The sequence below is a fragment of the Spongiibacter sp. genome (assembly GCF_041602295.1).
Taxonomy (GTDB): Bacteria; Pseudomonadota; Gammaproteobacteria; order Pseudomonadales; family Spongiibacteraceae; genus Spongiibacter.
In genome coordinates this window covers 1-17378 of sequence record NZ_JBFIGO010000060.1, presented here as the reverse complement: position 1 = coordinate 17378, position 17378 = coordinate 1, and the positions used below count along the sequence as shown (strand labels likewise).

Here is a 17378-nt window from a genome sequence, read left to right as displayed (position 1 = left end):
TCGCCGCACTGGAAAAGCACGGCGCCAATATCTAGGCGGCAATTAACTGCGGCCGCGGCTCAAGCGGTCGCGGTTTTCCTGCTTCTTTCTCTCACTTTTGCGCAGCAAGACATACGCCGCTCCCGCACCGCCGTGCTGGGGTTGGGCACTGCAGAATGCCTGCACCTCATCCATTTGTGGCAGCCAGTGGGCAACATGGGATTTCAACAGCGCAACACCGCTGTGATTACCCCGCCCATGAACAATAATCAGGCTGCGCAGATCCATCGCCGCGGCTTCGCGCACAAACTCAAACACCTGCTGGCGCGCCTGCTCGACGGTCATCTTGTGCAAATCCAAACGCGCCTCAGCGGCATAGCGCCCCTGTTTCAATTTGCGGTAGACACCGTGTTGCACGCCGTCGCGGCGAAATTCCACAAGGTAGTAGGGATCGAGAATGGGCAGCTCGCTGTCGGCGAGAAAATTGCGCGGCGCACGGCTGGCGACCGCCGCCTGACGACGGGCCGCCAAGGCGATGTCATCGGCATTATTCTTTTTTAAGGCTACCCGCAGCGCACTGCGCAGGGGCTTCACCCCTGACATCTCTTCGGCAAATAGCTCGTTCTCATCACTCATCGCGCGCCCCCTACAGCCCCCACCACCATTGCGAGGCAATTTGCGCTATTATCGACCGATGAATAGCCATACCGCAAACAGCAAGCTCTGCCCACTGTGCGAAGGTGACAATCACTGCGCCATTGCCCGAGGCGACCCCGCCATCGACTGCTGGTGCATGTCGACGCCAATCACGCCCGAGGCCCGTCGCTTAGCTGCGGCGCAAGGCGAAGGCCAACGCTGCCTCTGCCAAACCTGTGGCCAAGCACTGCCGGCATCGGAGCCAGGCTAAAAATCCTTGTCAGTTCGGGGCCGGCACAACGCGAATTTTCAGCTTCCCGCCAGTGACGCGACCGACCACGATGCCGTGAATCACGTCGGCACCGCCCTCGCGCTCGACCAAACTGACCGCCTGGCCAACACGATAATCACCGCCCTCGGCACTGACCGTAAGCTCGTCGCCGGGCGACAAACCCGCCACCATGTCTACTTTAATCGGCTCATAAGCCTGCAGCGACATCGCCAATAATAGCGGCAATGCCGCAAGAATTCTTTTCATCACGCAACCCCCTAAGCTGTCTGTTCTGGCAACCATCCCAACCATTTAACGGCGACTTGGCCACCAGCACAATACGCATCGTTGCTAATATGCCCACCGCCCCCTTTGCAAGACTGATTGCGGCGCTTACCATAGGCCTTTTTTAACAGGCGATCGATATGTCGAGCCCCCGACTCAGCGGCCCACAATACCTAATGCGCGGCTTTCAACTACTGCGCCTGCCTGGCATACGCCTGTTCGCCATGCTACCACTGGCGATCAACACGCTGATCTTTGGCCTGCTCACCTACCTGAGCATCTCACGTTTCTCCCAGTGGATAGACCAGTTGATGAACTGGCTGCCAAACTGGCTGGGCTTTCTGGAATGGCTGCTGTGGCCGCTGGCCGTGATTTTACTGCTGGCGATTGTGATGTATTTTTTTAGCACTATCGCCAACCTCATCGCAGCCCCCTTCAATGGCCTGCTCGCGGAAAAACTTGAGGAACAGCTAAGTGGCAAGGAAGTTGCCGGCCGCGAGACTCTGCTGCAGGCCGTAGCCAGCTTTCCCCGCAGCATCGGCCGCGAAGGCCGCAAATTACTGTACTATGCCGGCTTTGCGATATTGACCCTGATCGCCAGCTTTATCCTATCGCCGCTTGCACCCCTGCTGTGGTTCGCGATGAACTCCTGGATGATGGCCATTGAATACTGCGACTATCCCATGGACAACCACCGACTGAGCTTTAGCGAGGCCCGCCGCCGAATTGCTCGGCAGCGCGGCACCAGCTTCAGCTTTGGCGCAGTGGTGATGCTCGGCACGATGGTGCCCATTTTGAATCTATTCATCATGCCCGCCGCCGTCTGTGGCGGCACACTGATGTGGCTGGAGAGACTAAAAGACGAAGAACCGCGCAGCTAAGGCCGCGCTACTTCATCAATTCTGCAGGCGGCTGCTCGCAGGGCAACTTCATCGCCAGTTCCGCTTCTATATCGGGCAACAAGAACGCGTCGTCCTCACAGGCAAAGCTGATCGAAGTACCCGTAGCACCCGCGCGGCCAGTGCGGCCAATGCGGTGAACATAATCGTCGGGCTCTTCTGGCAGGGTGTAGTTCACCACGTGACTAATACCCTTCACATGGATCCCACGACCGGCAACGTCGGTTGCCACCAGACAATTGATTTCACCATCTTTGAACTGCTGCAGGGTACGCGAGCGCTTATTCTGCGGAATCTCACCCGACAGAATACCGCAGCGAACCCCAGCTTTGCGCAGACGCTCGTGCAAACGGCGGGTCTCATCGCGACGATTGGCGAAAATAATCACACTGGTCACGTCTTCCTGACGGACAATATTCAGCAACAGCCGAAACTTGTCGTGAGACTCAACCAGATAAACTTTCTGATCCACGCTGTCAGTGGCCACCGACTCCGGCTCAATCTCGATCTTTACCGGCTCCTCTGTCCACTGCTCGGTGAGGCGAATGATGTCGTCGGTAAAGGTCGCACTGAATAACAGTGTCTGGCGGTGACTCTTTTTCGGCGTCAAGCGCACAATACGCTTAACCTGGGGAATAAAGCCCATGTCCAACATGCGGTCAGCTTCGTCAATCACCAGCACTTCCACCTGATCCAGGTAGAGGTCACGACGACCGGAGAAATCCAATAGCCGCCCCGGCGTGGCAACGACGATATCGACCAAATCATTATTGAGGCGCTCAAGCTGCTTTTGGTAATCCATACCGCCAATCAGCGTCACCACATTAAGACCGCAGTATTTACCTAGCTGCCGGGCATCTTCGCCAATCTGCACCACCAGCTCGCGAGTAGGTGCAATCACCAACGCCCGCGGCTCACCGGCAAAGCGCTCATCCTCCACAGGGTTATTAAGCAGGTCATTAAAAATCGTAATCAGAAACGCTGCCGTTTTACCGGTGCCGGTCTGTGCCTTGCCAATCACATCATTGCCGCGCAAGGTGTGCGGCAACGAGGCCGCCTGGATCGGCGAGCAATATTGGAAGCCGCTGTCCGCGATGCCGTGCATCAAGCGCTCATCCAAGCCCAAATCGTGAAACCGCGTCTGACCCTCGCTTTCGGGCACCTGAAACTGATCAAGGCTCCACGGCGCCTCGGGCTTGCGAGACTTATGCCGCGACTTACCGCCATCATTTAACGGCTGGTCAACGGGGGCCGCCTCAGCGGTCTGAGTGTTTGACGTGTCCGCCCGCTCCGCGGCCGGTGGTGAAAAAAACTTTCGTAGCAAAATGATCTCTTCTTCAGATTAGGAATTGCACAATAATCGAGCATTCTAGCACCAATCACCATCATGGGTACCAGCTCGACCGCTTTTAACACAATGCCGAGCAGGACTGACTGCCCACAATCGGGACGACTGCAGCCAGCGGCACGATCCCTCAGGCGGCTTCATCCTGCACCGAAGCCGCCACGGCAGGCGGCGGCTCGGCATTGGCGCGATAACGCGCGATACTGGCCCGGCACTGACGGTCCAAATAAAAATCCAAACTCAACCAGCGCCCCGCACCACTGAACAGCAGTGCCAGCAGCATAATAAAATAGGTCGCGGCAAACTCAATGCCATTATTAAGCACCACTAGCTGCCCCTTCCCGGTCAGCCACTGATAATTGCCATGTTCGCGCAACAGCTGCTTTGCCGTCGCCAGCCGGCGCCCCACCTCAAGACTATTTTCCAAACTGCGGCGCGCAGCGGGTATACCAATATCGGCGAGTGGCTTAGCGGCACTATTGAGAGGATTGCTCGGGGCAACGGCAAACCAACCGTTCTGCCAGTGCACCGCCCCCGCCGCCACAGCCATAGTAAACAGCAGTGGTATACAAGCCCAGCGCAGGGCAAAACCAAACAGCAGACAAAAACCACCCACCAACTCGATGTAAGCTGCCAACTGCGCCATCAACAGCGGCTCGGGGAACCCCAGGCTGCGCTCAAACCACTGCACCGTAGCATCCAGATGATGGAGCTTGCTCAAGCCCGCAGCAATCATCACCGGCGCCAAATAGGCACGCATTAATAGCGGCGCCAAAAATGCCAAATGCTTGAGTAGGCCAAACAGGCCGTCGTGGAATATATAGTAGCCGCGCAGCAGATGGATCATCATCGCCCCCTTATTATTGCTGTTGTTAGGCAGGACCTGATCCGCACTATGCCATTCTCAGGCCACACTGCAAACCGGGCACTTCGGATCACGATGCAAGCGCAATTGACGAATGTCCATGGTACTGGCATCAATCAGCAACAATCGCCCGCACAAGCTATCACCAAAACCCACCAGGCATTTCAGCGCCTCGATCGCCTGCATACTGCCAACCATACCCACCAACGGCGCCAACACACCGCTGTCGGCGCAGCTCATCTCTTCTCCGCCCTCTTGATACAGACAGCGATAACAGGGGCTGTCCTCACGGCGAAAATCATAGACGCTGAGCTGCCCCTCATTGCGAATCGCCGCCCCCGACACCAGCGGCACCCCCGCAGCGAGACAGGCGCGATTGACGGCAAAGCGAGTACCCAAGTTATCGCAGGCATCGATCACCACATCGACCGCAGCGACAGCCGCCGTCAACGCCGCTCCCGCCAGCACACAGTGATGTTCAACGAGCTTCACCTCGGGATTGAGGGCGCGCAGTGTTGCCGCCGCAGAAGCCACCTTGCTGACACCGATATCGGCGTCGCCGTGGGCGATCTGACGCTGCAGGTTACTCAGCTCCACCGTATCGCCGTCGGCCAGATGCAACTCCCCCACCCCCGCCGCCGCCAAGTACATCGCCACAGGGGAGCCTAAACCGCCGAGGCCGACAATCAGCGCGCGACTGGCTAACAATTTGCGCTGACCGTCCACATCCAGCTCAGGCAGCAAGATATGGCGGCTATAACGCAGCAATTGTTGGTCGCTCAAATCCTGCATAGTCTTCTCCTCAAGCGACGAGCCGGCCCAAACTCAAGCGCTCATTGCCGCCATAATCGCGCCGACTGACGACCTCAACAAAGCCGGCAGCACCCAATAAATCACGCACTGCCGCCCCTTGCTGAAAGCCGTGCTCCACGATTAAGTAGCCGTCAGTGCAGAGGTATTGGGGGGCTGTGGCGACAATATGCCGCAAATCGGCCAAGCCCTGCTCGCTGGCAATCAGCGCCGACAGCGGCTCAAAACGCACATCACCCTGGTGCAAATGCGGGTCCGCCGCATCGATATACGGCGGGTTGCTAACAATCAACTGAAACTGCCGCCGCGGCAACAGCGCGGCAAACCAGTCAGACACCAGCAACTGCACATTTTGCAGGGCCAAGGCCTGACGATTGCGCTCAGCCAGCGCCACCGCCGCTGGCGACTTATCCACCCCCCAGCAACGCCATTGCGGCCACTCGGATGCCAGCGCCAGAGCCAGGGCCCCCGTGCCCGTACCCAGATCAAGCGCCCGCCCGGCATCGCCGTCAGCAAACAGCTCCAGGGCAGCCTCCACCAGGCATTCGCTATCCGGCCGCGGAATCAAGGTCTCGGCATTAACCGCCAGGGGCAGCGACCAAAACTCGCGGTAGCCCAGCAAGTGGGCTACCGGCTCACCACCGAGACGCCGAGCCAACAGCGCGTCAAATCGCGCCTGCTGATCACCATTAAGCCGGCGCTCCGGCCAAGTATACAAATAGCTCCTGGGGCGCTCTAGCACCGAGCAAAGCAACAGCGCCACATCTAAGCCCGGCGTGTCACTGACATCCTGCAACTGCTGCTGGCATGCCAAGGCCTGAGCAATGCTTAAGCCCTCTCCCACCACCATGCGTTATTCAGCCATCGCCGCCAGCAAATCGGCCTGATGCTCCTGACGCAAGGGGCCAATAATCTGGTCGATATCACCCTGCACAAACTCGTCGAGTTTGTAGAGGGTCAAATTAATACGGTGGTCGGTGACCCGCCCCTGCGGAAAGTTGTAGGTGCGAATGCGTTCAGAGCGATCGCCGCTGCCTACCAAATTGCGGCGCTGATCGGCCTGTGCCTGCTGCTGTGCATTGTTGCGCACATCATTAATACGCGCCGCCAGCAGCGACATCGCCCGGGCGCGATTTTTATGCTGCGAACGCTCATCCTGACACTCCACCACAATCCCGCTGGGAATATGTGTAATGCGCACTGCCGAATCGGTCTTATTCACGTGCTGACCACCGGCGCCACTGGCGCGATAGGTATCGATACGCAAATCACCCTTGTTGATTTCCACCTCTTCGGCCGCTTCCGGCTCAGGCATAACCGCCACCGTGCAGGCTGAGGTATGAATGCGCCCCTGCGACTCGGTTTCCGGTACGCGCTGCACTCGGTGAGCCCCAGACTCAAATTTGAGATGGCCGTAAACATCCCGACCGACGACACGGCTGATAATTTCTTTGTAACCACCGTGTTCACCGGGGCGCTCATTCAGCACCTCGATCTTCCACCCCTTGCGCTCGGCAAAGCGCGAATACATACGAAACAGGTCGCCGGCAAAAATCGCCGCTTCATCGCCGCCAGTGCCAGCCCGCACTTCCAAAAACACATTGTGCGAATCATTCGGATCGCGCGGCAGCAACAAGGTCTGCAACTCCAGCTCCAAGGCCTCTATTCGCTGTTCACCACTGGCGATCTCCTCCTCGGCCATGGCACGCATCTCCGCGTCATCCTCGGCCAGCATGGCGCGCGCCTCGTCAAGATCATCACTCACCTGGCGGTAGCACGCATAGCTGGCCACCACCGGTTCAATTTCCGCGTACTCCCGCGACAAACTGCGGAAACGCTCCTGATCGGCAATAATCTCGGCATCGCTGAGCAGCGCGCCAATTTCTTCGTAGCGGTCGAGCAAATTTTCCAGTTTGCTGCGGATTGATGCCTTCATAGATTCTCGCTTGAGCAGAAAGAGACTGAATTATAGCTAACCGCCATTGCGACACGGCGGGCGTTGTGAGCGGCTAATTATCGCGGTCGCGCAGCTGCAGCAGCTCACGCGCCCAACCCACTAAATCACTGCGGCCCTTGGCCCCAGCCTCTTTAATTTGGGTTGTAGGACTGTGTATCAGTTTGTTGGTGAGACCACGGGCCAACTGTTCGAGTACCGCCGACGCATCCTCGCCCTTGGCCAGTTGACGCAGGGCTCTCTCCAGCTCCGCGTCGCGCAGGCGCTCCGCCTTGGCCCGGTAGTCTTTAATCGTGTCAACGGCATCGCGCGAGCGCAGTCGCGCCTGCCAGCCTTCTAAAGCTTCGACGATCATCTGATCCGCCTTGCGGGCTTCAGACTCGCGGGCACGCTTATTCTCATCGACGATTTCACGCAAATCATCCACGGTATACAGGTAAACATCATCCAGCTCAGCAACCTGCGGTTCAATATCCCGAGGCACCGCGATGTCCACCATCACCATCGGGCGATGCTTGCGCTTTTTAAGCGCCGCCTCCACCGCCCCCTTGCCGAGGATAGGCAACTGGCTGGCTGTAGACGCCACCAAAATATCGGCATCGCACAAATACTGCGGGATATCCGACAACATCACCGCTTCGGCCTGGAACTCCTCACCCAACTTGCGGGCGCGCTCCAAGGTACGGTTGGCAATCACGATACGCCGGATCCCCTTATCGCGAAGATGGCGAGCCACCAGCTCGATGGTTTCTCCCGCGCCGATCAACAGTGCCGAGCACTTGCCAAGATCGCTGAACACATGCTGCGTCAGCGAGACCGCGGCATAAGCCACCGACACCGGGTTTTCGCCAATCGCCGTATCGGTGCGCACCTGCTTGGCCACACTAAATACTTGGGAAAACAGCTGGTTCATCGCCGCACCCGCCGTACCCGCCTCGGCAGCTAGCGCATAAGCCGATTTCATTTGGCCGAGAATCTGTGGCTCGCCCAGCACCATCGAGTCCAAACCCGCTGCCACTTCCATCATGTGCTGCAAGGCCTGACTGTCACTGCTGATATAGCAACAATCACGCAATTGATCGCGGTCTACATGGTGAAAACGCGCCAGCCAATCCAGCAGCTGTTGCTCGCACACTTCAGCGTCGCCGCCAGCCAGCGCATAAATTTCCGTGCGATTGCAGGTCGACAGAATCGCCAACTCTTCCCCCAAGCCGGAGGCAACACCGTCCTGCAGGGCCAGGTGAATCTGCTCGGGCACAAAGGCCACGCGCTCGCGCAGGGAAAGCGGGGCGGAATTATGATTGATGCCAAGAAGGAGCAGTTTCATTCAATTGGAAAGCCGGGTCGGGAGCGCAAAACTGAGGCGGATTCTAGCAAGTTGGCGCTGAAATGTGGATTTTATTAGCACTCCAGCCGGGTATTTGTCGCCCCCGGACGCAATGAATTGCCCCCAACATGGTCATAGCCACAGCAATTAGCGCCATAAAGGCTCACAATAAGGTAGGATTATTCTGCATTAGCCCGCTCGGCAAACGACCGCAGAACAACAGCAGCAGGACCACGATGTCATTAGTTAAAAAATCTCTTACCGCCTTCGTACTGCTACTCACCCAGGCCTGCGCCCTGCTTCCACAGCAACAGGCGACTAGTGAAACGGCGTCCTCCTCTCAAAAGCCGCCGGTCAGCGAAACGCTACGCCCCCTTCCCGATGACAGTGTCTACGAACTCCTGGTCGCCGAGCTATCGCTGCGCGACCAAGACCTGGACACCGCGCTGCAGCTATACCGCCACCAGGCCGACCGCACTCGGGATCAAGGCCTGATAGAAACCACTGCGCGCCTTGCCGACTACATGGACCAATACGCCGTCGCCGCCGACTACGCACAGCGCTGGCTGCTGCGCGAGCCCGACAGCAGCGAAGCCCACTTTATTCTTGCCAGCACCCTGTCACGCCTGGGCCGCCCGCTAGACGGACTACCCCATATGCAACGCGTATTGGAACTGGGCGGCGATAGCAATTTTGCCGCAATGGCCGCCACCACCCTGAGCCGCCCCGCCGGTGAAATAGACGCCTTTTTCACCGCCCTGCAAGCCATTGCGCGCAAGCATCCACAGGACAACAGCCTGCGCATCGCCCAGGCACTGATGATGCAGTATCGCCAGCGCGAAGAAGAAGCCCTGGCAATAACCCGGAAAGTCTTGGCTGAAGAGCCCGCCAACCCCCACGCCCTGCTTATTGAGACCCGCACACTAAGCCAATTGGAAAGGCATGAAGAAGCGCTGGAAAGACTTAAGTATGCCGTCGACCAAAATCCCCGCCACAAGCGCCTGCGCCACGACCTGGCCCGCCGACTGGTTAAAACCGACCTCTACCAAGCCAAGGCACACTACGAGGTTCTGGCTCGCCAACACCCACAAGACAACGACATCTTGCTCGAGCTAATACTGATCAATCGCGAACTCAGCAACACCGAGGAGGCGGAAAAACAACTGCAAAGTCTCAGCAACTCCCCTCGCCAAAGTAGTCGCGCCCACTATTTACTGGGGCGTATGGCCGAGGAAGACCAAGACTGGGACGACGCCCTGCGACACTACGAAAGCGCCACCCAATTACCCGAGTTCGACGAAGCCAGCCGACGCCTGGCGAGCATCAGCCTATCCACTGACGGCCGCGAGCAAACCTTAGAGCGACTGGCAAACTGGCGGCAGCGACTGCCCGAACAAGCAGAGTTCATTTACCTCTTAGAGGCCGAGATTCTGCGCAAGGCCAATCTCAACCAGCGCGGCTTCGCACTGCTAAGCCAAGGCCTGGAACAGCTGCCCAACAGCGACAAACTGCGCTATGCCCGCTCACTCTTTGCCGAGCGCATTGGCGACCTCAGCGCGGTAGAAACCGACCTGCGCCACATTCTTGCTCGCGACCCCGACAACAGCGCCGCCCTCAATGCCCTGGGCTACACGCTTGCCAACCTCAGCTCTCGCCTTGACGAGGCAGAGCAGCTGGTGCGCCGCGCACTGGAGCTCGCGCCTAACGACCCAGCCATTCTCGACAGCTACGGCTGGATACTGCTCCTAAAGGGCGATCTGCAGGGCGCCCTCGTGCACCTGGAAAAGGCCTTTGACCAAAGCCAGGACCACGAAATTGCCGCCCACCTCGGCGAAGCCTATTGGTTACTGGGCCGCGAGGATGACGCCTACAAAGTCTGGCAAGCAGGACTTCGCGACACCCCCGATAGCCCCATTATTTACGACACGCAGAAGCGACTGAATTTACTCAATGACTAATCCGCAGCGCATTGCCAGCGGCGCATTTGGCCTACTACTGTCGGCCTGCGCCAGCCTCCCTCCCAGCCAAATCGACCCGCAGCACTGGCAAATGAGCGGCCGTATCGGGCTGTGGCAGAATCAGCAACAAGAAAGTGGCCAGCTGAGTTGGCTGCAGTGCGGCAACCACTACAGCAAGATTCGCCTAACTGGGCCCGTCGGCGTGGGCGGTGCCGAAATAATTAGCACCGCAGACGGCGCCAGCGTCGATTATCGCGGCGAGCACCACCGCGCCGCCAACGCCGAAACACTAGCCGCTGATATCGGCTGGCCACTACCCGTTTCGGCGCTGCGCTTTTGGCTGCGCGGCCAAGCGGCGCCCGACGCGCCACTGTCGGCAAAACTGAGCGCCTCGGGACAACTCAGCGAGCTGCAACAATACGGCTGGCATATCCAGTTCAGCCGCCACAGCGACAGCACTGACGCTCTACCCAAGAGCATTGACGCCCGCCGCGACGAGCTGCGCCTAAAACTCATCATTAAAACCTGGCGGGATGCCCAACAGGAGTGCCAACCGTGAGCAGCCTGACACTGCCGTGCCCGGCAAAAATCAATCTATTTCTGCACATCACCGGTCGCCGAGCCGATGGCTACCACGAACTGCAAACGCTATTTCAACTGCTCGATTACGGCGACAGCCTAAAACTTTCACGACGCGACGACGATCAACTGCGTTTTTTGAGTCCCCTGCCCGGCGTCGACGACAGCGATAATTTAATTTTGCGCGCCGCCAAACTGCTGCGCGAATACAGCCACGCATCGCTCGGCGCAGACATCAGCCTGGACAAGCGCCTGCCCATGGGCGGCGGCATTGGCGGCGGCAGCTCCGACGCGGCATCCACCCTGGTGGGCCTCAACCACCTGTGGCAGCTGGGCCTCAGCCTCGACGAGCTGGCGGCACTTGGCCTGCAACTGGGCGCGGATGTACCGGTCTTCATCCACGGCCGCACCGCCTGGGCAGAGGGCATCGGCGAAAAATTAAGCCCCGTCGACACCGAGTCCCGCTGGTATTTAGTGCTGCGACCCAACTGCGAAGTGAGCACCGCAGAAATTTTTTGCGATGAACAATTGACACGCAATGCCTCTCCCATCAAAATAGCGGCCTTTCTTGAGGGGGCCACCGGAAACAGCTGCCAAAATTTGGTCAGAAATCTGTATCCGGAAGTTGATAAAGCCTTGAATTGGCTGGATCAATTTTCCCCCGCGAGGCTGACCGGCACCGGTTCCTGTGTGTTCGCCAGCTTCGACAGCAAGAGCGCTGCGGAAGCAGTTTTGGCCGAAAGACCGGCAGATATGTCCGGCTTTGTTGCGAAGGGTGTCAACCTTTCGCCGCTGCACAAAACACTGTCCATTGCGTAACGATTTACTGGGGTGTCGCCAAGCGGCAAGGCACTGGGTTTTGATCTCAGCATTCGTAGGTTCGAATCCTACCACCCCAGCCATTTTTTAAGATTCCCGCCTTATGGCGGGAATCTTGTTTATGGTTTACGGTTTCACGGCAACAATGAGCCGGCGAGTATTAGCCCAACACGCTGCCCACGGGAACCGTCTCACCGCGATTTAAACCTTCAGCCTCACAGGACTTCGACCGTGCACAACTTGATGGTCTTTACCGGCAACGCCAACCCAGAACTGGCCCGCAAAGTTGCCGAACACCTTCGCCTGCCTCTGGGCGACGCGACGGTAAGCAAATTCAGCGACGGCGAAGTTTTTGTCGAGATTAATGAGAATGTGCGCGGCGCTGATGTATTTCTGCTGCAGCCGACCTGCGCACCCACCAACGACAATCTGATGGAACTGGTGGTCATGGCCGACGCCATGCGCCGCGCCTCAGCCGGACGCATCACCGCCGTTGTCCCCTACTTCGGTTACGCCCGCCAAGATCGCCGCGTGCGCTCGCAGCGCGTACCCATCTCAGCCAAAGTGGTTGCCGACATTATGAGCGGCGTGGGTATTAATCGCGTACTGACGGTCGACCTGCACGCCGAGCAGATCCAAGGCTTCTTCGATGTACCCGTCGACAACGTCTACGGCTCGCCCATTTTGCTGGACGATATTGGCCGTCAAAACTACTCAGACCAGATTGTTGTCTCACCCGACATCGGTGGCGTGGTGCGCGCTCGCGCAGTCGCCAAGCAGCTCAATGACGCCGATCTCGCCATTATCGACAAGCGCCGCCCCAAGGCGGGCGTCGCCCAAGTGATGCACATTATCGGCGAAGTTGAAGGCAAGACCTGTGTATTGGTCGACGACATGGTCGATACCGCAGGCACGCTGTGTAAGGCCGCATCGGCACTCAAGGCACAGGGCGCCGCAAAAGTTGTCGCTTACTGCACGCATCCTGTATTATCCGGGCCCGCCGTAGACAACATCAACGGCTCGGAGCTGGATGAGCTCATCGTTACCGACACTATTCCACTGTCGGACGCCGCCGCCAACTGCCCCAAAATTCGCCAGCTTACCCTGGCAAACCTACTGGCCGAGTCAATTCGACGGGTCAGCAACGAGGAGTCGATCAGCGCCCTGTTCCGCTAATTCAGCGCCGCAGCCACTGCTTTTCGACGACCGCCGCCGAACTGGTCGCAAGTTCGGCGGTTTTCGCTTTATATGAGGAGACATTATATGTCCAGCGAATACACTGTTAACGCCAAAGCGCGCGCTGACGTAGGGAAAGGTGCGAGCCGCCGCCTGCGTCGTCTGGCCAGCGAAGTACCCGCCATTGTTTACGGCGGCGAAAAAGCCCCACAGATGATCAGCATCGCGCACAAAGATCTGGTTTGGTTCCTGGAAGACGAAGCGTTCTTCAGCTCCGTACTGACCATGGATATCGACGGCGCCAAAGAGTCGGTTGTTATCAAAGACCTGCACCGCCACCCGGCCAAGCCGCAGATCCTGCACGCCGACTTCCTGCGTGTTAGCGCCGACACTAAAATCACCCTGCACGTACCGCTGCACTTCACCAATGAAGAAGCTTGCCACGGCGTGAAAATGCAAGGCGGCTCGATTACGCACGCAATGAGCGACATCGAAGTCCAGTGTCTGCCAAAAGACCTGCCCGAGTTCATCGAAGTCGATATGACTGCGCTGGAAGTGGGTCAAACTGTCCACATTTCTGACCTGACTCTGCCCGCCGGTGTTGAAAGCACCGCCTTGGCACTGGGCGAAGACCACGACTCGGCCGTTGCCGTCGTTCAAGCTCCCCGCGGCGGCAGCTCTGCCGACGACGAGGAAGGCGCTGAAGGCGAAAGCGAAGAGTCTTAACTTCTCCCTGAGCAGGCGCCCCCGTGACCCGGATAAAACTGATTGTCGGACTGGCCAACCCCGGCCAGCAATATCAGCAAACCCGTCACAATGCGGGCGCCTGGTTCGTCGCCGAACTCGCCCGACAACAGGGCTGTTCACTCTCGACCGAGTCTCGTTTTTACGGCGACACCGGCCGATTTTTTTTGGACGGGCAGGATATTCGCCTGCTTATCCCCAGCACATTCATGAACCGCAGCGGCCAAGCTATCGCCGCGATGGCCGGCTTTTTCAAAATTACAGCTGAAGAAATCCTCGTTGCCCACGACGAGCTAGACCTGCCACCGGGCAGCGCGAGATTTAAATCCGGCGGCGGTCACGGCGGCCACAATGGCTTGCGCGACACTATCGCTAAACTCGCTAACAGCCGCGACTTCCACCGCCTGCGCATAGGTATTGGTCACCCGGGCAGCGCCGACCAAGTCACCGGCTATGTACTGGGCAAACCGTCACAAGATGAGCGCATCGCCATCGATCACTGTATCGACCAGGCCCTGCGCAGCCTGCCCCACGCCGTCGCGGGCGACTGGCCAAAGGCCATGAATCAACTTCACAGCTACAAACAGGGATAACACCATGGGTTTCAATTGCGGTATCGTCGGCCTGCCAAATGTCGGCAAATCAACGCTGTTCAACGCCCTGACCAAGGCGGGCATCGACGCCGAAAACTTCCCGTTCTGCACCATCGAACCCAACTCCGGCATCGTCGGCGTTCCCGACCCACGCCTGCAAGTGCTGGCCGACATCGTCTCGCCCGAGCGCGTACTGCCCGCCACCATGGAGTTTGTCGACATCGCCGGCCTGGTTGCCGGCGCCTCCAAAGGCGAAGGCTTGGGCAATAAATTCCTCGCCAACATCCGCGAGACCGACGCCATTGCCCATGTCGTGCGCTGCTTTGACAACGACAATGTGATCCACGTTGCCAACAAGGTCGACCCAGCGACAGACATCGACGTTATCAACACCGAGCTGGCCCTGGCCGATCTCGACGCCGTAGAGAAACAGCTGCATAAAGTCGTACGGCCGGCGCGCAGCGGCGACAAAGAAGCCATCGCCGCCAAAGAGTTACTCGAAAAACTGCAAGCCCATCTCGATCAAGGCAAGCCATTGCGCTCACTCTCACTCGACGACGGCGAGCAGGCGCGCATGGCAAGCCTCCATCTGCTGACCACCAAGCCGACCATGTACATCGCCAACGTCAATGAAGACGGCTTCGAGGACAACCCCCATCTCGACACCGTGCGCCGCATCGCCGAAGAGGAAGGTGCGATAGTGGTACCGATTTGCAACAAGCTGGAATCCGAGATCGCCGAGCTGGACGACGACGAAAAGGGCGAATTCCTCGCTGACCTCGGCATGGAAGAAGCCGGCCTCGACCGCGTCATCCGCGCCGGCTACCAGCTGCTCGGCCTGCAAACCTACTTCACCGCAGGCGTGAAAGAAGTGCGCGCCTGGACTATTCCGGTCGGCGCCACCGCCCCCCAGTCGGCCGGTAAAATTCACACCGACTTCGAAAAAGGCTTCATCCGCGCCGAAGTCATCGCCTACGACGACTACGTTGCCAACAAGGGTGAACAGGGCAGCAAAGACGCCGGCAAATGGCGCCTCGAGGGCAAGGACTACATCGTCAAAGACGGCGACGTCGTCCACTTCCGATTTAACGTCTAAGCGCGGCGCGCAAGCTTGACAAGCTAGACATAAGTCTGGAAAATGCGCGCCTTCTCGCAAGAGAACAGTGGCAAGGTAGCTCAGTTGGTTAGAGCACAACACTCATAATGTTGGGGTCGGCGGTTCGAATCCGCCCCTTGCTACCATTATTCGAAAAACCACCAATATGGTGGTTTTTTTTCGCCTCCAAAAAATGCCGCCTCACTCGACGGGCGGATAAGAAGCGCCGCCCAGTTCGATGAAAGGCAACGCATTTCAAACGGCGATCGCCGCCCGCAGGGGCAAAACACGCTTGCCAGCCCGCCATTCCGCCACCCAGTAATACAATTCGCAAACCTAAGCGCCTGTGCGAGCGGGCCAATGCCGCCGCGCATTCGTTTCTTTCAGGCCCCGTCACTATAAATTGCCGCGCTGTTCACAAGTTTCCCCATCAGCGACAATTTTGGGCTAATATGCTTTTATTGTCGGGCGCTTACTGCGATAAGCTAACCGCTGTCCTAATCAACCTTGGACTATGCCCTAGCCACACCGGCCACCTGAAGACACGTCCATAAAAGCACGTCATAAGAAGAACAGAGGAAAGAGGTTATGAAGTTCTTGTTGCGCGCCAGCCTGCTGGCACTCACCACAGCAACCCTGGCCAGCTGCGGCGGCGGTGGCAGTGACGGCGAACCCAGCCTGACACCAGGCGAAAGCAGCAATTCAGGTAACAGCAGCACCGGGCAAAGCAGCACAACAACTGAGTATCGCTTTGGTTCACTGTCGGGCAGTAGCTTTAGCGCCGGCACCATCGCCACCAACCGCACGGCACTGGAAGCGGGTCAAAGCGCCACCCTGGAAGTCTCAATCATCGACCAAAACGGCAGTCTGGTCACCGACGCGGCAAGTGTGCTCTTCAGCTCCCCCTGCCTGGGCTCAGGCCTGTCCGAACTCAGCGACAACAACATCGCCAATGTCAGCGGCACCATCAGTACCACCTACACCAGCCGCGGCTGTGACGGCAGCGACCTCGTGACAGCGCAAACCAGTCTCGGTGGCACCTCGTACAGCGCATCGGTAACTCTGAGCACAACACCGGCACCACTGGGCTCTATCGGCTTTGTCTCCGCCTCGCCCCAAATCATCGGCATCAAAGGCTCGGGCGCCATTCCCGAACAGTCGGTAGTGTCCTTCAAAGTCACCAATTCCAGTGGCGGCCCCGTACCCAATCAATCGGTGGACTTCACCCTTAACAATGCTACGGGGGGCATCACCCTGAGCAATGCCCAAGACATTACCGATGCCAGCGGCATCGCATCGACAACCGTCGCCTCGGGCACTATCGCCACCTCCGTCAGCGTCAGCGCTACAGCGAGTCAAGGGTCGATACAGAGCACCGCCCAGTCATCATCGCTGGCAATTACCACCGGCATTCCCGACCAAGACAGCTTCTCGCTAAGCGCATCTACGCTGAATATCGAGGGCCTTGCATACGACGGCACACCCACGACACTGACAATCCGTGCCGCCGACCGCTTCAATAACCCCGTACCCGACGGCACTGCGGTCACCTTCCGCTCCGAGGGCGCATCGGTTCAACCCAGCTGCAACACCAGCGGCGGCGCATGCTCGGTAGTACTCAGCTCGCAACAACCGCGCCCTGCAGACGGCCGCATCACCGTTCTCGCCACCGCTGTCGGTGAGGAGAGCTTTGTTGACGCCAATCCGTCCAACGGTCAGTACGACGACACCGAGACCTTTAGCGATCTCGCCGAGGCCTTTCTGGACGAAGACGAGGACGGCATCTTTGACGCCAACACCGAGCCCTATGTCGACCAAGACAACCAGGGCGACTACGACGCGGCAAATGGCAAGTACAACGGCCTGCTCTGCAAAGGCCCCAATAACTGCGACACCGCGTCAGAACGCGTCACCCTGAGAGAAAGCATTGTTATTGTGCTGTCTGGCTCCAGCCTCAATGTCAACCTCAGCCCCGCCAGCGTCAACCTCGACAGCGGCACCGCCACCGTCACCGTCAGCATTGACGACGTTAATGGCCAGGT

General features: G+C 58.5%; 18 protein-coding genes and 2 tRNA genes. 12 read left to right on the top strand and 8 right to left on the bottom strand.

All coding sequences use genetic code 11. The annotated features are described in order from the left end of the window. Positions 1-42: 42 nt before the first annotated feature. Positions 43-615: a DNA endonuclease SmrA gene (gene smrA, locus ABYM29_RS10610; protein WP_372864708.1), complete on the bottom strand. Its 573-nt coding sequence runs from the start codon at positions 613-615 to the stop codon at positions 43-45. Here smrA and ABYM29_RS10605 point away from each other — a divergent pair. Further along, positions 515-886: a cysteine-rich CWC family protein gene (locus tag ABYM29_RS10605; RefSeq protein WP_372864707.1), complete on the top strand. Its 372-nt coding sequence runs from the start codon at positions 515-517 to the stop codon at positions 884-886. The genes smrA and ABYM29_RS10605 overlap by 101 nt on opposite strands. 9 nt (positions 887-895) lie before the next feature. Here ABYM29_RS10605 and ABYM29_RS10600 read toward each other — a convergent pair whose 3' ends face one another. Beyond that, entirely contained in the window at positions 896-1153 is a 258-nt protein-coding gene (locus ABYM29_RS10600) for a hypothetical protein (RefSeq protein ID WP_372864706.1), read from the bottom strand. Between the two features lie 158 nt (positions 1154-1311). Between ABYM29_RS10600 and cysZ the strand changes: the two genes are divergently transcribed. Continuing rightward, a complete protein-coding gene (cysZ, locus tag ABYM29_RS10595) occupies positions 1312-2052 on the top strand; it encodes a sulfate transporter CysZ (RefSeq protein WP_372864705.1) in 741 nt (246 codons plus the stop codon). A gap of 7 nt (positions 2053-2059) precedes the next feature. On the opposite strand, the gene rhlB is transcribed toward cysZ, so the two are convergent. The 6 genes from rhlB to hemA form a co-directional block, all read right to left on the bottom strand. Then, the gene (rhlB, locus tag ABYM29_RS10590) at positions 2060-3232 is read right to left on the bottom strand and encodes an ATP-dependent RNA helicase RhlB (RefSeq protein ID WP_372864710.1); all 1173 of its coding nucleotides are present in this window, start codon (positions 3230-3232) and stop codon (positions 2060-2062) included. A gap of 313 nt (positions 3233-3545) precedes the next feature. Further along, on the bottom strand, positions 3546-4265 hold the full coding sequence (locus tag ABYM29_RS10585) for a DoxX family protein (RefSeq protein WP_372864704.1): 720 nt from the start codon (positions 4263-4265) through the stop codon (positions 3546-3548). A gap of 54 nt (positions 4266-4319) precedes the next feature. Beyond that, on the bottom strand, positions 4320-5063 hold the full coding sequence (gene moeB, locus ABYM29_RS10580; protein WP_372864709.1) for a molybdopterin-synthase adenylyltransferase MoeB: 744 nt from the start codon (positions 5061-5063) through the stop codon (positions 4320-4322). Positions 5064-5082: 19 nt separating this feature from the next. Next, positions 5083-5940: a peptide chain release factor N(5)-glutamine methyltransferase gene (prmC, locus tag ABYM29_RS10575; RefSeq protein WP_372864703.1), complete on the bottom strand. Its 858-nt coding sequence runs from the start codon at positions 5938-5940 to the stop codon at positions 5083-5085. A 3-nt stretch (positions 5941-5943) separates the two neighbouring features. Further along, complete coding sequence (gene prfA, locus ABYM29_RS10570; protein ID WP_372864702.1) at positions 5944-7026, bottom strand: peptide chain release factor 1; 1083 nt, start codon at positions 7024-7026, stop codon at positions 5944-5946. A 73-nt stretch (positions 7027-7099) separates the two neighbouring features. Then, positions 7100-8371 carry a glutamyl-tRNA reductase gene (gene hemA / locus ABYM29_RS10565; RefSeq protein ID WP_372864701.1) on the bottom strand — a complete coding sequence of 424 codons (1272 nt, stop codon included), beginning with the start codon at positions 8369-8371 and terminating at the stop codon, positions 7100-7102. Between the two features lie 236 nt (positions 8372-8607). On the opposite strand from hemA, the gene ABYM29_RS10560 reads away from it, so the two are divergent. The 10 genes from ABYM29_RS10560 to ABYM29_RS10515 all read left to right on the top strand — a co-directional run. Next, positions 8608-10329 carry a tetratricopeptide repeat protein gene (locus ABYM29_RS10560; protein ID WP_372864700.1) on the top strand — a complete coding sequence of 574 codons (1722 nt, stop codon included), beginning with the start codon at positions 8608-8610 and terminating at the stop codon, positions 10327-10329. Then, a complete protein-coding gene (gene lolB, locus ABYM29_RS10555; RefSeq protein WP_372864699.1) occupies positions 10322-10888 on the top strand; it encodes a lipoprotein insertase outer membrane protein LolB in 567 nt (188 codons plus the stop codon). The genes ABYM29_RS10560 and lolB overlap by 8 nt, the downstream gene beginning before the upstream one ends. Beyond that, positions 10885-11727, top strand: a complete 843-nt coding sequence (gene ispE / locus ABYM29_RS10550; RefSeq protein ID WP_372864698.1) for a 4-(cytidine 5'-diphospho)-2-C-methyl-D-erythritol kinase — start codon at positions 10885-10887, stop codon at positions 11725-11727. Before lolB ends, ispE begins: the two co-directional genes overlap by 4 nt. A gap of 8 nt (positions 11728-11735) precedes the next feature. Next, positions 11736-11810: transfer RNA gene (locus ABYM29_RS10545), tRNA-Gln, on the top strand. A 148-nt stretch (positions 11811-11958) separates the two neighbouring features. Then, complete coding sequence (locus ABYM29_RS10540) at positions 11959-12903, top strand: ribose-phosphate diphosphokinase (RefSeq protein ID WP_372864697.1); 945 nt, start codon at positions 11959-11961, stop codon at positions 12901-12903. An 87-nt stretch (positions 12904-12990) separates the two neighbouring features. Next, the gene (locus ABYM29_RS10535) at positions 12991-13629 is read left to right on the top strand and encodes a 50S ribosomal protein L25/general stress protein Ctc (protein WP_372864696.1); all 639 of its coding nucleotides are present in this window, start codon (positions 12991-12993) and stop codon (positions 13627-13629) included. A 23-nt stretch (positions 13630-13652) separates the two neighbouring features. Continuing rightward, positions 13653-14240: an aminoacyl-tRNA hydrolase gene (pth, locus tag ABYM29_RS10530; RefSeq protein WP_372864695.1), complete on the top strand. Its 588-nt coding sequence runs from the start codon at positions 13653-13655 to the stop codon at positions 14238-14240. A gap of 4 nt (positions 14241-14244) precedes the next feature. Next, positions 14245-15336: a redox-regulated ATPase YchF gene (gene ychF / locus ABYM29_RS10525; protein ID WP_372864694.1), complete on the top strand. Its 1092-nt coding sequence runs from the start codon at positions 14245-14247 to the stop codon at positions 15334-15336. A gap of 69 nt (positions 15337-15405) precedes the next feature. Beyond that, a tRNA-Met gene (locus tag ABYM29_RS10520) sits at positions 15406-15482 on the top strand. A gap of 442 nt (positions 15483-15924) precedes the next feature. Continuing rightward, positions 15925-17378, top strand: a 1454-nt coding sequence (locus tag ABYM29_RS10515; RefSeq protein ID WP_372864693.1) for an Ig-like domain-containing protein, incomplete at its 3' end; no start/stop codon positions are given.